Source organism: Chitinophaga sp., from assembly GCF_036566945.1.
In the GTDB taxonomy this organism is placed as follows: domain Bacteria; phylum Bacteroidota; class Bacteroidia; order Chitinophagales; family Chitinophagaceae; genus Chitinophaga.
Genome location: NZ_DATCVJ010000615.1, coordinates 1 through 14,996 on the forward strand (window position 1 = coordinate 1; position 14,996 = coordinate 14,996).

At 43.5% G+C, this 14,996-nt stretch carries 14 protein-coding genes; 5 read left to right on the forward strand and 9 right to left on the reverse strand.

Going from position 1 to position 14,996, the window contains the following annotated elements; translation table 11 throughout:
• Positions 1–322: 322 nt before the first annotated feature.
• The 3 genes from VIP81_RS18820 to VIP81_RS18830 all read left to right on the forward strand — a co-directional run bounded on the left by VIP81_RS18820 (position 323) and on the right by VIP81_RS18830 (position 4,150).
• Positions 323–1,603, forward strand: coding sequence for an ABC transporter permease (locus tag VIP81_RS18820; protein ID WP_331964487.1), 1,281 nt, complete (start codon positions 323–325; stop codon positions 1,601–1,603).
• A 47-nt stretch (positions 1,604–1,650) separates the two neighbouring features.
• Positions 1,651–2,964: a gluconate:H+ symporter gene (locus VIP81_RS18825; protein WP_331964491.1), complete on the forward strand. Its 1,314-nt coding sequence runs from the start codon at positions 1,651–1,653 to the stop codon at positions 2,962–2,964.
• Positions 2,965–3,046: 82 nt separating this feature from the next.
• Positions 3,047–4,150, forward strand: coding sequence for a D-TA family PLP-dependent enzyme (locus tag VIP81_RS18830; RefSeq protein ID WP_331964497.1), 1,104 nt, complete (start codon positions 3,047–3,049; stop codon positions 4,148–4,150).
• Positions 4,151–4,268: 118 nt separating this feature from the next.
• Here the strand turns inward: VIP81_RS18830 and VIP81_RS18835 are convergent, their stop codons facing one another.
• The 9 genes from VIP81_RS18835 to VIP81_RS18870 all read right to left on the reverse strand — a co-directional run bounded on the left by VIP81_RS18835 (position 4,269) and on the right by VIP81_RS18870 (position 12,411).
• A complete protein-coding gene (locus tag VIP81_RS18835; RefSeq protein ID WP_331964500.1) occupies positions 4,269–4,673 on the reverse strand; it encodes a hypothetical protein in 405 nt (134 codons plus the stop codon).
• A gap of 52 nt (positions 4,674–4,725) precedes the next feature.
• Complete coding sequence (locus tag VIP81_RS18840; protein ID WP_331964503.1) at positions 4,726–5,448, reverse strand: hypothetical protein; 723 nt, start codon at positions 5,446–5,448, stop codon at positions 4,726–4,728.
• Between the two features lie 54 nt (positions 5,449–5,502).
• Complete coding sequence (locus VIP81_RS18845; RefSeq protein WP_331964506.1) at positions 5,503–6,126, reverse strand: rhomboid family intramembrane serine protease; 624 nt, start codon at positions 6,124–6,126, stop codon at positions 5,503–5,505.
• Positions 6,127–6,160: 34 nt separating this feature from the next.
• Positions 6,161–7,030, reverse strand: a complete 870-nt coding sequence (locus VIP81_RS18850) for a hypothetical protein (protein ID WP_331964509.1) — start codon at positions 7,028–7,030, stop codon at positions 6,161–6,163.
• A gap of 29 nt (positions 7,031–7,059) precedes the next feature.
• The gene (locus VIP81_RS33785; protein ID WP_414649349.1) at positions 7,060–7,317 is read right to left on the reverse strand and encodes a DUF6169 family protein; all 258 of its coding nucleotides are present in this window, start codon (positions 7,315–7,317) and stop codon (positions 7,060–7,062) included.
• 526 nt (positions 7,318–7,843) lie between these two features.
• Positions 7,844–8,290: a 50S ribosomal protein L9 gene (gene rplI / locus VIP81_RS18855; protein WP_079469410.1), complete on the reverse strand. Its 447-nt coding sequence runs from the start codon at positions 8,288–8,290 to the stop codon at positions 7,844–7,846.
• A 6-nt stretch (positions 8,291–8,296) separates the two neighbouring features.
• A complete protein-coding gene (rpsR, locus tag VIP81_RS18860) occupies positions 8,297–8,569 on the reverse strand; it encodes a 30S ribosomal protein S18 (protein WP_133806446.1) in 273 nt (90 codons plus the stop codon).
• A gap of 4 nt (positions 8,570–8,573) precedes the next feature.
• Positions 8,574–8,924 (reverse strand): 30S ribosomal protein S6, encoded by a 351-nt coding sequence (gene rpsF / locus VIP81_RS18865; protein ID WP_245898643.1) that lies wholly within the window; start codon positions 8,922–8,924, stop codon positions 8,574–8,576.
• A gap of 202 nt (positions 8,925–9,126) precedes the next feature.
• The gene (locus tag VIP81_RS18870; RefSeq protein ID WP_331964523.1) at positions 9,127–12,411 is read right to left on the reverse strand and encodes an Ig-like domain-containing protein; all 3,285 of its coding nucleotides are present in this window, start codon (positions 12,409–12,411) and stop codon (positions 9,127–9,129) included.
• A gap of 333 nt (positions 12,412–12,744) precedes the next feature.
• Here VIP81_RS18870 and htpG point away from each other — a divergent pair, with 333 nt between their 5' ends.
• Both htpG and VIP81_RS18880 read left to right on the forward strand, forming a co-directional pair.
• Positions 12,745–14,574, forward strand: coding sequence for a molecular chaperone HtpG (htpG, locus tag VIP81_RS18875; protein ID WP_331964526.1), 1,830 nt, complete (start codon positions 12,745–12,747; stop codon positions 14,572–14,574).
• 157 nt (positions 14,575–14,731) lie between these two features.
• The coding region (locus VIP81_RS18880; protein WP_331964529.1) for a hypothetical protein at positions 14,732–14,996 on the forward strand (265 nt) is incomplete at its 3' end.

A 14,996-nucleotide genomic window follows, 5' to 3' on the forward strand; every position in this document is an offset into this window, starting at 1 on the left:
TGTATTTCAAAACCGGCGAACCGGAAGTGGAAAATATCTCCGGTGGCTTTAAAGCTGGATTGATCCTGACCATTGCACTGGTACTGGTATTAGGACTGTTCCCGAACCTGTTATTATGCTGGCTGTAGAAGGCCAAAAGCAGAAAGGATAAAGCAAAAAGCTATTAAAGCGAGTGACCAGAGCAAAGGATCTAATTCCGCTCTGGTCACTCGCTTTAATAGCTTTTTGCTTTGTGCCTTCGGCTTTCCGCTTTCCGCCGTTCATCCCAAAAGGAATGGATTTAATAGCTATATTACATTAACTTTATAGGTAACCCGTCATTATGCAATCAAGAGATATTTTTTCACTGGCATATCGTTCTGTAACTGGGAATAAATTGCGCACAGGACTTACTGTGGCTATTATCGCATTGGGTATTACAGTACTGGTGGGTATTCTTACCGCGATAGATAGCATGAAGAATAATATCTACAGCAGCTTTGCGAGTATGGGTGCCAATAGTTTTTCTATCCGTAACCGGGGTATGCAGGTGCATATCGGCGATGATGGCGGCAATAAAGCTTCCAAAGGCAACAAGAATATCAAGAAAGTAAAAAAATCCAATAGTAATAAAATAATCACCTACCAGGAAGCCATTGCGTTCCGGGATCGTTATGCCTTTCCGGCAATCGTGAGCGTTTCTTTCCAGGCAACTGGTATTGCTACCATATACAAGGATGAGAAAAAAACAAATCCTAATGTACAGGTAATAGGGGGAGATGAGAACTACCTGAAGATTTCCAATTATGAGATTTCACAGGGCAGGGATTTTAATACGCTGGATGTGCAGTCGGGCAGAAACGTAGCCATACTGGGTAATGATGTGGCACAAAAGATATTCGGAAAGCAACTGAAAAATGTGGTGAACAGCAGTATTCGGGTAGGCGATATCCGTTACAGGGTAATAGGTGTGCTGACTACCAAAGGAAGCAGTAAAATGATGAGTGCCGATAATGTGGTCATTACCACGGTCAATAATACACGCAGGGTATTTAATCGCCCCGGCGCCAGTTATCAGATAGGTGTAAATGTGAATGACATCAAGCAAATGGATGCTGCACAGGGAGAAGCTACCGGTCTTTTCCGGGTAATCCGTGGGCTGGCTGTCAATGAAGAAGATAATTTTATGCTCAGCAAGAGTGATAGCATTGCTGAAATGTTGTTCGCCAGCCTTAGTAAGGTGAACCTCTTTGCTATTGTGATTGCGTTTATTACACTTTTCGGCTCAGCGATCGGACTGATGAACATCATGCTGGTGTCTGTGGCAGAACGTACCCGGGAAATAGGCGTGACAAAGGCATTGGGCGCCACCAGTCACGTAGTACGCACCCAATTCCTGTATGAGGCCATTATTATCAGTGTAATGGGTGGTGTGATTGGAGTGATCATGGGCATGCTACTGGGAAATATTGTGTCAGTACTACTAAAATCCGCGTTTATTGTACCTTGGTTATGGATCATTATAGGGGTCACCATATGTGCCGCAGTGGGACTGGTTTCAGGTATTTATCCTGCCTACAAAGCCTCCAAGTTAGATCCTATCATTGCCTTGAGATACGAGTAATATTTTATTATCTTGTTGTTTTCCATGTTCATGTAAAACAGTAAGATATGCCCTTATTAATCGTTATTGCTGCTATTATATTGCTGGTCATACTCGTCACCTGGCTGCGGTTAAATACTTTCCTTTCTTTCCTGATAGTGTCTTTGCTGATGGGACTGGCGTTACATATGAATGTAACGGATATTACCCAGTCTATTCAAACCGGCATTGGTAAAACACTTGGATCGCTGATTGTGATCATCGTCTTCGGCAGTATGTTAGGCAAGCTGGTAGCAGAAAGCGGGGCAGGGCAGAAAATAGCCGGTGGACTGATGAACCTGTTTGGCCCAAAGTATGTGCAATGGTCCCTGATGCTCACGGGCTTTATAGTAGGTATTCCCTTGTTTTATAATATAGGATTTGTGTTGATGGTACCGTTGATATTCACGGTAGCAGCACGTACGAAATTGCCGGTGGTATACCTTGGTATTCCGATGTTGGCCTCTTTGTCTGTTACTCACGGCTATTTGCCACCACATCCTTCACCCACTGCATTGGTACAACAGTTTCACGCGAATATGGGGATGACCCTCGTATTTGGTATCATGGTGGCTATACCTGCTATTATTTTAGCCGGACCGGTATTCTCCCGTTTCCTGAAGCATTATACAAATCCTCCGGGAAAGATGTTTGTAGCGGCCCCTATTCCGGAAGAACAATTACCAGGTATGTTTACCAGTTTGTTTGCGGCATTATTGCCGGTGTTTTTACTGGCGGTAACAGCGCTGGTGAAGGTATTTGTAAAGGAAGATAATATACTCTACCAGGTAGCCAGCTGGGTGGGAGAACCATTGATCGTGATGTTGCTGGCTGTATTAAACGGCATGTATTTACTGGGATTGGGAAGAGGGATGCCAGCCAAAAAAGTAATGGGCATTATGGATGATGCGGTAAGAGATGTAGCCGTGATTATTCTTGTAATAGGTGGCTCCGGTGCGCTTACACAGTTATTGCATGATAGTAAGGTAAGCAGTTATATCGCGGAAACACTGCAGAATATGCACCTGCATCCGTTGTTGCTGGCATGGGGTATTGCAGCCATTATCCGGGTATGTATAGGATCTGCCACCGTTGCAGGATTAACTACTGCTGGTATTGTAGCACCTATGATAGTGGCCTCCGGTGTAAATCCCAATTTGATGGTGCTGGCCACTGGCGCTGGCAGCCTGATGTTTTCACATGTCAATGATGCCGGTTTTTGGATGTTCAAGGAATACTTTAACTTGTCGGTGAAGGATACCATTAAAACATGGTCGGTGATGGAGACGATTGTTTCCATTACAGGTTTGATCGGTTGTTTGCTGTTAAGTATGGTGGTATAACGGAGATGGATACACGTAATAATGTTTTCTTTGTTTACGTGCAGGGAAACGAATAAAATAAATAGTTGTAAATTTTATTTTCATGGAATGGTATCAGCTTACAAATGCCGCGCAGGTGGATTCTCCGGCAGTTGTTATTTATAAAGACAGGGTAGCAGAAAATATTTCATTGCTAAAAACGATGATCGATGATATACAACGGTTACGACCACACGTAAAAACAAATAAGATTTCAGAAGTGGCGCAACTGATGTTGGAGGCTGGCATACAGCGTTTTAAATGTGCCACCATCGCAGAAGCAGAGATGCTGGGAATGGTAAATGCCCCCGATGTATTACTGGCCTACCAGCCGGTAGGCCCCAAGGTGGTGCGTTTACTCGAACTCGTCCAGAAATATCCTCAAACGGTTTTCTCCTGTATTACCGACAATCCGGAAACAGCATTGGCCATCAGTGACATATTTGCTGCCCAGGGGCGCCGGTTACCAGTATACGTGGATTTGAATGTGGGAATGAACCGCACCGGTATCAAACCCGGCGCAGCTGCGTTGGAACTATATCAGTATCTGCATAAGTTGCCAGGAGTAATACCAGCAGGACTGCATGCTTACGACGGCCATATTCATGATACGGATATGGACGTACGAAAAGAAAAATGTGATGCAGCTTATGCACCGGTAGCAGCACTGGCAGATCAGATCGAAGCCAGTAATCTTCCGCAGCCGGTGATTGTGGCAGGTGGCAGTCCCACTTTTCCGATACACGCAAAAAGAAAGCACATTCAATGTAGCCCGGGCACCTTTATTTTCTGGGATTGGGGATATGGCAGGAATTTACCGGAGCAGGCATTTAAATGGGCTGTACTGGTGATCAGCCGTGTTATTTCCGTGATTGATGAAACGCATATTTGTCTGGACCTGGGACATAAATCGGTGGCCGCTGAAAGCCCGCAGCCAAGAGTACATTTCCTCAATGCTCCGGCAGCAACACCGGTTTCACAAAGCGAGGAACACCTGGTACTTAAGGTAGCAGATGCCTCGTTATATCCGGTAGGCACCGTGTTTTATGGGGTACCGTTGCATATTTGTCCTACCGTTGCTTTATACGAGAAGGCTTATGTAGCAACCGGAAATACGGTTACCGCCAACTGGAGGATTATAGCCCGCGACAGACAAATTGTTGTGTAAAGCGGAAAGCATAAAGGATAAAGTAAAAAGCTATTGTGGCGAATGATCCGCGCGAATATCATTTCCGCTGTAATCATTCGCCACAATAGCTTTTTGCTTTATCCTTTATGCTTTCAGCTTAATAATAATACAATTGCGACAAAACATTGGTTTCATCGAACGACTTTGGCTTCAAACCAAGGTACTCGGTGTACTGCGTAAGCGTAAGCAGTGGTTTTAATTTTGATTGGAGTCCGTTTTGCATGCTGTTCATCTTGGTAGTGTAAGCTTTTTGATTACTTTGTTGCAAGGGTTGAATAGCCACTTTTTGTTTCAAATAACCCGTTACAATATTGAGTAGTTTAGGCTTTTGTACATCGGTGAGCAGCAGTGATTTATCCAGCTTACTTACAATGGAACTGGCTGTGCCTTCCACGTTCATCGTAGGGGACTGAAATCGTGTATTTACGGGTGTTTTCGTAGCAAATGCTGTATAGTAACAAGTAAATACCAGCAATAATCCTGAAGTGATCAGTTTTTTCATGTATGCGTGGATTTGATGTTGATGATGGCTATTTAAATATACTAAATAGTCTTTATTGCATCACCATTTTTACATATTGTATCTGCGTATTTCCTTCTTCATCGATGGTAATATATTCAGACAGAATAGTTTTGTTATTGATCCACTGTACCATACCCGGCCCCCAGTCGGTAAGGCTTACTTCTCCCACCGGTTTTATTTCGTTATTATTTACTGAAAACAATTGAAATCCATTGGGATCAAAGGCGGCCACGAGGTCCATAGAGGCGGTGACAATATATTTTTTATCGGGCGAAATAGCAGGAGCAGACCAGGTGACCATGGAATCTCCGTTTAAGGAGTTCACCAGCTCAAAGGCACTGCCTTCATAATAGGTTACAAAAAATCCTTTTCGTTTAATAACCGGGTAGTTAGCGGCATAGGTATAGCCGATATAATCTTCTCCTTCACTGCTATTATTGGCCATAATTCTTTGCTTGCCATTTTGCAGTTGAATGGTCAGCCGGTTACCTTCCCGTTTTACGAGGGTATCTTTTGCCAGCACATCTGCTTCGCTGGAATCTACCGGAGGAAGGGGATATTTATCGAAATCTTTTTTCTCAATAAAGTAGACAAAAAAAGTTTTGCTTCCCATCTGAACGGTATCATCAGGGATACTATGAATGGCTGGCGGTGTGGAATCGTTGGCTGCGGTAGCATTGCCTGTCTGTTTATTTTTGCAGCCAAATACGAGTATTGTGGCTGCACAGAGCAGGAACCATAACTTATTCATCATCTTTTGTCGCATTTAAGTGTACAAATGTAAGTATTTAGAATTTTGGGAGAATGGTTACGCGGATAGTCTTTCTCCGTCTGCTTTTGTTAAAGTAAAAAAGAAAAGATAGCCGATTAAAGCACCACTCAGAAAGCCAACCAGGTGTGCTGCGTTGTCTACTCCCTGCGAAACAACAGCAGCTACTACGTTTAATGCTATAAATAAGCCTATATAAGCCAGGAAAGCCTTGCGTGTTTCCCGGTGGAAGAGTGAAGTGGTCAACAGCGCCAGAAACACCCCATAAATACCAAAAATAGCCCCGGAGGCGCCAACTCCTATGGCACCTTTGTGAAACCAGATACTGACATAGTCTGAAATAAGGCCGGTAATAATATAAGCTGCACTATATCGGAAACTCCGTAGTACCGGCTCCAGGAAAAAGCCGCCGATGAACAATCCCAGCATATTGGTGACAAGGTGCCATAATCCCGCGTGCAAAAACATACTGGTTAACAGTCGCCAGTACTCCCGATGCCCTATGGTTAATGGCCAGTAGTTGGCGCCGGCATGTAATAATGCTGTGGCATCTCCCCACCAGATATCCATTCCTGTGATGATAGTCCATAGAAACACGCACACATTTATGGTTATCAACACCAGTGTAACCGGCATTATTTTAAGTCGGTCTGTGATTTTCATCTCCTAAAAGTTAATGAAAAAACACCAATAACGCTTACTCGTAACGATATTCCATTATAAACTCGGTATCTGTATCCTGTTTGGTGAAACCTTCACTGTGCAGGTGTACCCAGGCGCCTGTTGGATATCCGTTACCATTGTAGTTGTAAGTGTATTGCACTACTGTGGAACGTTCATACTCCTGGAAATGTTGCTGATAGATTGATTTTTCCTTTTCTGTAATCTTTACCAGTGAAGGATTATTGGTACTCAAATGAAGAAAGGCATTGCTAAGGTCTCCCATTGGTGTCAGATAAATAGCCGGTGCTACCGCATGACTGATGAGCAATTGGTTTAAAATCGGACGCATGGGATTAATAGAATCATCCCATTCGTAATGGGCAGTGCGCAAAGTTATCAGGGTATCTTCTTTTTTCCCTGCAAAGGTATCTATGCAGATATCCTTCCGCTCAGGATTTCCCTGTTTGTAATTCCAGCTGATGGCCTGTGTGGAATCGGAGTATTTCATCACTTCCGGCAGGCCTTTTTTCCAGCGGATGCTGGCCGTGCGCAGCGGACGTTCCGCTGCATCGAAATATTGTATGGCCGTTACGTTGCCATCATGATCCCAGGCTGTTACCCTGGCCCGCTCCTGTACCTTGTTGCTATCCCGGCAAGACAAAGTCATAGCGGTAATGCGATGAGCGCTATCGTAAAAGAAGGTACTTACATCCGTATCATTAAACTGTTGATGATGCACCAGTTCCTGCAGGTTACCTGCAGCATCATATTGAAAGGTATACTGGGGAATACTATCGCCGCGAATGCCAATAGTCGTCAGCCTGGGAACGGCTGCCTTGTATTTATTGGTACTACAGGCGGAAACAGCGATGACGCAAAGTAAACAGTAGATAACATTTTTCATACTCATGGCGGAATAAGGGTATGAAAATACTAATAAGATTTGAGTTTTTCGGTGGTAGAATTGCTAAGGCTGCGAAAGCAGGAAATGATGTAATCTTTTAAAGTATTATTTGCATGCAAAATAATGGAGCAGTGGATATCTACTTCAGGTGAAGTGATGGATTCATTGTGTTTTTCAAGGAAACTGTTTTTTTGCTGCCTGCACCAATATTCGAACATTCGCATTCTTGCAGCCCCTTTCTTGTCTGCGCTATCGCAAACAAAGAAATAAAACGTTATCCTGATTATCCATCAGGAAATTAGTAATTACGTGAGTAATTGTAATTCTGACCCGTATGTCCATACGAGACTTATGATCAGATGACGTAATCCTGTCGAATCCGAAAGTGAGAACGTCATTAGAAAATTCGGGGTAGTTCTGGAAATAACTTTTGCCATCTCCAAAATAAACGGAATAAACAACGGCTTGATCTGTTGTAAATTCATATAACCCGACTTGTAGCTGGGAAAGATTATAAGGGCTGAACAAACTTAATACCTTTAGATTTTAATTCAGATAAATCACGGCCATTCGTAATGTAATCATGAATCAATTTCTTATCCTCTATGATCTTCTTCAGGATAGCGATGACTTTAGGATCAGGTGTCGATATGTGTTTTGCTGGTTTCATTGTGGTTACATTACAAATATAACCAAATCTACCAACAATCGCGCTGCTACTCGTTAACGAAACATAAACGCAATCATTTTGATACAAAAAAAATCCCGGGCTGATTCAGCCCGGGAAGTTTCCTTTTCCAACAAGTTGGAATATTACTCAGCTACTACTTCAAATTCCAGTTCGGTTTCGTTGCCTTTACCGAAATCGAGGCGAGCTTTGTATGTACCCAGTTCTTTCACGTCATCCAGGATGTGGATGCGGCGACGGTCGATTTCATAACCTTTCTGTTCTTTAATTGCACGTGCAATCTGAACACCAGTTACGCTACCGAATATTTTACCGGAAGTACCGGTTTTAGCGCCAATTTTAACAGGAGAAGCTTTCAGAACTTCCACTACTTTCGCAATTTCAGCCAGCAGTTTCTCTTCTTTCACTTTCTGCACCTTCAGGCGTTCCTGCAGTTGCTTCATGTTAGAAGGGCTTGCTTCCACTGCAAATTTCTGAGGAATCAGAAAATTCCTGGCGTAACCATTTTTTACGCTAACCAGTTCATTCTTCTGACCCAGGTTATCTACGTCTTGTATTAAGATAATTTGCATAACTTCTTACTTTAAAAGGTCAGTAACATAAGGCAATAAAGCCATTTGACGAGCTTTCTTAATAGCCTGGGCTACTTTACGCTGAAATTTCAGGGAGTTACCCGTAATACGACGTGGCAACATCTTGCCCTGATCGTTCAAAAATTTCTTCAAAAACTCCGCGTCTTTGTAATCTACGTACCTGATGCCCAACTTCTTGAAACGGCAGTATTTCTTCTGACGTTTCTCGGTTTTTACGGCCGTTAAGTACTTGATTTCTTGTTTCGGTTTAACTGCCATAGTTTTAAGCTTCAGTGGTTTTAGATTCAGCATTTACGCCATGTCTTTTGCGGCCGTTGTAAGTAACAGCGTGCTTATCCAGCGCAGTAACCATGTGACGTAATACATTTTCGTCGCGATTCAGCTGGATTTTCAGCTTCTCATTGAGGTCGGATGGCGCATTGTATTCCAGAACAACATACATTCCTGTAGTTTTCTTCCGGATAGGATACGCCAGTGATCTTAATCCCCAGGGATTTTCGTGCGTGATTTCTCCGCCGTTATCTTTAATGATATCAGCGAATTTCTTTTGGGCGGCTTTGTAGTCGTCCTCAGAAAGCACAGGGGTAAAGATCACCATCAATTCGTAGTTCATAATTCCCTGTTTTAAATGGTTTAATTAAAAAATTAGGACCGCAAAGATACTGAACTATTCCTTATTTCCACGCGATTAGACCGTTATTCCCTAAATATCTTACGGCGTATGTGTATGTTGTTGATAATCAAAAAGATGGAATATAAAAAGCCGCCCCGGTGGTCCAGGGCGGCGTCTCGTTGCATGGTTTTTTCAAAAAAGATCAGTGGTTAATGAGAATCTTGCTAACCTGCACCTGTTCTCCCGACTGTACCCTCAGGAAATAAATACCCGTCGGCAGCTGCCCGATATCAATAGTTTTATAGTTTTTACCCTTGATCAACGTTGTCCGGCTCTGGTAACGGATATGCCCCTGCACATCTATCAACTGCACACTTGCCGGGCCTCCCAATGGCCAGTCGATCCAGTACTGTAACTGGCGGCCCAATATACACCATAAAAGCTTCCATAACAGATCTTTATCTGCCATGAAAACTATTTTAACCGGGCTGTACCGGATACTGCTATCCAACCCCACTATTTTTAACCGGTACTGTGAAAACCCTAACCACGGCTTTTCGTCATAGGCAATATAAGCCGATGCCTCCCGGGTACTGCCATGCGCAGCCACTGTATCTGCTGCCTCATAAGTCTGATAATTCCGGGAACGCTCTACCACAAAGTATTTGCTGTTGATTTCATACGGCGTTTGCCAACTCACCAATACCTTACTACCATCCTTTTTGGCGTCAAAAGCCGTTACCGGCAAAGGATTCGCCAATACCGGCAAGCTATACCGGCTCATAACCGGGTAGTGGTCAGTAGTAGTAGTACCATAACTGCTCACCAGCTTCTCTACCTGTGTTTGAACTCTTGCAGAGTTTGCTATGTAAGCTACTCCCACTTCATTCGAGGCAATAACATTGTCAATCACAGAAGGATAACTAGTCGTAGATCGTTGCCCCGATAAACTTAACGGCAACGTCAGCGGCCTGTAATCACTGCTATCGTTCATAAAGTCAATGTAGGAAGTGGTGGTATCCGGTAGTAATTCCGTGGTAATAGTCTTGGACAAGTCATCATTAAAATCTCCCAACATAATAATATTATTATAAGGGTACTGCAGGTCCAGTGTATCCTTCAGCTCTTTTAAGCCATCCTTACGCCGCTGCCAGGAAATAATTTTTTCCGCTTTGGTGCCGGTATTGGCTTTACTATGTAATAATACAAACTGGATCCGGGCAGAATCATTGTCTAATCTGGCAGTAGCTTCCATCAGGTAAGGGAAACGACCAGACGACCAGTTATAATAGGCATTACTGCTGCCACCTTGTCGCAGCACGCCATAGGTACGGATCTTCCTGATCACCGCCGTTTTATAAACAAAAGCCAGCTTCTGTGCACTCACATAGTCCACATCCGTCAGGCTGTCTGCGTAAGAACCAAAATCAGACAATACATAGCTGTAACCCGGCAGCTGTGCTACCACCGCCCGGAAACGCGCGGTATCCACTACTTCTGCCAATGCAAAAATGTCGGCATCCAGTTTTTTCAGTACAGTGGTTACGTTGGCCTGCTGCAGACTATCATTCGCAGGGTTCTGCGCAGGACTGCCAAACCATTCTATATTCCAGTTCACCACTTTCAAAGAGCGCAGTGAAGTACCGGATAAAGTAATGTCCTGGTCTGAAAAAGCAGTACTGCTAAAAGAGAGTGTACCGCTGTAAGCTTGTCCCGTGGCTGTGGGAGCAAACTGTACATATACTTCCTGCGGGCCAGTTGTAATATCTGCCAGTGTAAAAGTTACCTGGTTCCTAAAGCTGCTGTTGTCTCTTGATACTTTGAAACCCGCCGGAGCATTGATTTTCAGATCGCCAGTAAAATCATTGGCCCAGAAATGAATGCTTTGTGACTCCGATGTTTGTCCCGATTTTACATAATCAAAATCAATGGCAGCCGGGCTGCTATTCAATGTAGGCGCCGGTGCGGCGATTGTATCCGTAAGTGAAAAATCGTCTATCGTCCAACGGGCAGCCTGTACTGCCGGTCCCGAAGTATATACAAAAGCAATGTATACATTGCCCTGTTTAAAAGGCGTCAGGTTGATGCCGGAAGACAGTTTCCATGCATCGCTGCCGGCATCAGGAAAGCGGCCATTGATGGTTGTCCAGGTAGCCTGTCGCGGATCGCCACTGCCGCTGTAATTGGTAGAAATACGCAAACTAAGGGAAGGACCGGCAAAGGCAGTACGACTGCTGAATTGTAACAGCGGAAAATGTAAACTTGTCAGATCAAAAACCGGAGAAATCAACCAGTCTTCATTTTCAACAGGCCCTCCACTGTAACCATTGATCTGTATACCATTACTGTTATTTTGTCCAAAGGTAGTGCAGCCCCACAGCTGTGCCCCACTTACACTGTATTGCGTAAAACCACCACTGAGTAAACTGCTGCCATTAGGTGTACAATCGTTAAAAGAATAATTCAACTCCTGGTTGCCGGTAGTAAAGCCCCATTGCGTGCTGTCACTGATACCCGCAAACACGTTGTCAGACAAATCTTTTATCACCCCGCTATCCGCTGTAATGTAGTAATGGCGGTTAGGTTGCAGGACTTTTTTAATAGTGAGCATATTACTATTAATGATCACGGCAGGATTGTTTACAGCAAAGCTATCCGTTGTGCCGGCGAAGCTGTTGTGCAGGAAAAAAAATCCATTACCTGCCTGAATATTTTCATTGAAGGTCATTTGGGGAGACGTCACAGGAGACACACCCACCGCTGCATTGGTCGGAATCAGGAAGCTGATAACAGGAGAAGTGGTATCCCTGCCAGATCCGTTTGCCGTTATATTATCAATGGCAAACCCTGGTCTGGAGCCGGCTCCGCTGATTTGCCGGTTTACCCAGCGTAATTGTATCACTGCCTGATTATTACAGGCTGGCGGCAACAGCACGGATTTATTGACGGAATGCTGCGGCAAGGTAACACCCGATCCGGTTTGCGTGATAGTGTCATTCTGATAGGCTGTCTCACTAATATTTATAAAACTACCGGTATCGCCGATACGATATTGCACTACTACTTCATTAATCCTCGTATTGCTATTACCATCATAAGGATTCCTGATTGTCATTACATCGTAACTCAGCTGTACATTTTGTTGTCCCGCGGTGTTGATGGAAAGCGCCAGCGCATTATCCACGCTACCACTGTTTAAGAAACCGAGTTTACCAGTGTAGTTATACACACCATTGCCGGTAGAAGAGGCGCTGCCACTGGCGATGAGTGGCTTGTCGCCCGAAGGTGTGGCAGTGTTGAAGGTGCCGGAAGGCGCACCAGTTAACAACCATCCCTGCCATCCATCCGGATAGGTAGTGGTAGTAGAAGGCAACGCATCAAAATCCTGCTGATAGGGCAAAGATTTTGCCGCAGGATTGGTTTGACCGGCTGTATTATTACAAATAAAAAAACAAATAAATAATAGAGAGAATAGAGGTTTTTCCATAGTATGTTTTTAGAAAGGGGTAATCAGATTTCGGTATCTTAAAACTACGGAATTCATGGCATCCTTCGTATGATTTTTTTGTTAATAGTTAAGATACTTAACTATATCATATTTTTATATGGATGTTATACCATCGTAAACAAGGCAAGGAAAATAGCAGTTAGCCCCCGGCCTTTTCCAATAAAACTTTATGCAGACAAGCGCAGGTTCTGTATATTCACTCCCTGCTATATTTATATTTTACATTTTTTTAATTTGTGACTTGTCATCTTGTCAGTATAACCCTGCTGGCACACACTTTGAAAAATGTTCACGAAAAAAATAAGATAACCAATGCAAAAAGGTGCAATACGTGTTCAAACAGAGAACATATTCCCAATTATTAAGAAGTTCCTGTATTCAGACCATGAAATCTTTATCCGCGAGCTGGTAAGTAATGCGGTAGATGCTACCCAGAAGTTAAAAACATTAGCCAGTGTAGGAGAATTCAAAGGAGATCTGGGCGACATCGCGATTGACGTAAGAGTAGATAAAGAGAAAAAGACAATCACAATTGCAGATCATGGTATTGGTATGACTGCAGAAGAAGTAGATAAATACATTAACCAGGTGGCATTTTCAGGTGCAGAAGAGTTCCTGAAGAAGTACAAAGGGCAGGAGAATGGTACCAATATCATCGGACATTTTGGTCTTGGTTTTTATTCTTCTTTCATGGTGAGCAGCAAAGTGGAAATCTTCTCCAAATCCTGGAAAGAAGATGCTGCTGCGGTTCGCTGGGAGTGTGATGGTAGTCCGGAATATGAACTGGAAGAAACCACCAAAGCTGACAGGGGCACTGAAATCGTGATGTATATCAACGAAGAAAGTGAAGAATTTCTCGAAGATGGCCGCATTCGTTCCATACTGGACAAGTTCTGTAAATTCCTGCCTGTTCCGGTTACTTTTGAAGGTACCCAGATCAATAATACCAGCCCCGCCTGGACGAAGAAACCAAGTGAACTGACCACAGAAGATTATCAGAATTTTTACAAGGAATTATACCCATACGCTGAAGCACCGTTGTTCTGGATTCACCTGAACGTGGATTATCCTTTTAATCTTACAGGTATTCTGTACTTCCCGAAAATTAACAAGAGCTATGAGATGCAGAAAGATAAGATCAATCTGTACTCCAACCAGGTATACGTAACTGATGAAGTAAAGGACATTGTTCCGGAATTTCTGATGTTGCTGCACGGTGTAATCGATAGCCCGGATATTCCGCTGAATGTAAGCCGTAGCTACCTGCAGGGCGATCCGAATGTAAAGAAAATCAATGCACATATCACTAAAAAAGTAGCAGATAAACTGGATGAAATTTTCCGTAACGATCGTGCTTCTTTTGAAGATAAATGGGATTCCATTGGTCTGTTTGTGAAATACGGTATGATGACCGACGACAAGTTCATGGACAAAGCCAACAAATTCCTGTTGATGGAAGATGTAGCCGGCGGTAAATTTTATACCCAGGAAGAATATCGTACCGCAGCAGCGGCACTGCAAACCAATAAGGAGCAGAAGCTGGTGGTACTGTATGCTACCAACCCGGTACAACAGGACAGTTATGTACAGGCGGCAAAAAATAAAGGCTTCATTGTAGTGAAGATGGAAACGATGGTAGATGCAGCTTTCATCAACAACATGGAGATGAAATGGGAGAACGTTTCTTTTACCCGGGTGGATGCAGATATTGCAGATAACCTGATTGACAAAGATGAGAATTCAACCACCGTATTATCTCAGGAGCAGGAAGGTACACTGAAAGAATTGTTTGGTGCACAGGTTACCCAACCTAACATCAAAGTGGAAATGAAAGGCCTGAGTACAGATGCGCAACCGGTAATCGTTACACGTCCTGAACTCATGCGTCGTATGAAAGATATGGCTGCAATGGGCGGCGGCGGAATGAGCTGGTATGCCAACATGCCGGACGAAATAAGCATGACAGTAAACGCGAACCATCCGGTATATACACAAATCCTGAAAGAAAGTGATAATGCACTGCAACAGAAGCAGATAAAGAATCTGGCGGATCTGGCGTTATTATCCCAGAACCTGTTGACTGGCGCAGACCTTACGGCTTTCGTAAACAGAAGCGTAGAGCTGATGGGCGAAAAAAAATAGTATAACTGCACAATAAAAAAATATTTTGTTTCCTGTTTTTTTAGTTTTTATTTGCAGTAACCCCCGAAACTGTAAATAATAATAAAGCAGGAGAAAAATATTGTAAAAACCTATCCCCCGGCGTATTGCCGGGGGATTTTTAGTTTATAGTAGTTATATGAAAAAAAGAGCAATTAAAATTTTAAGCCATGTCTTTGTGTTGAGTACGCTCGCACTTTTTTCCTGTTCCAAAACAGAAACGACTAAACCGGTAGAAACGACCCCACCCGTCACCACACCTCCTGTAACAAAGCCGCCAGCCGAAGATACCTTTGCTCAGCAAACGGCCGGTATTACCGTACAGAAAATAGACACGAAGGGAGGGAACATCAGCAACTATCTGTTATACATTCCGGATACGTACAATAGTGAAAAAAGCTATA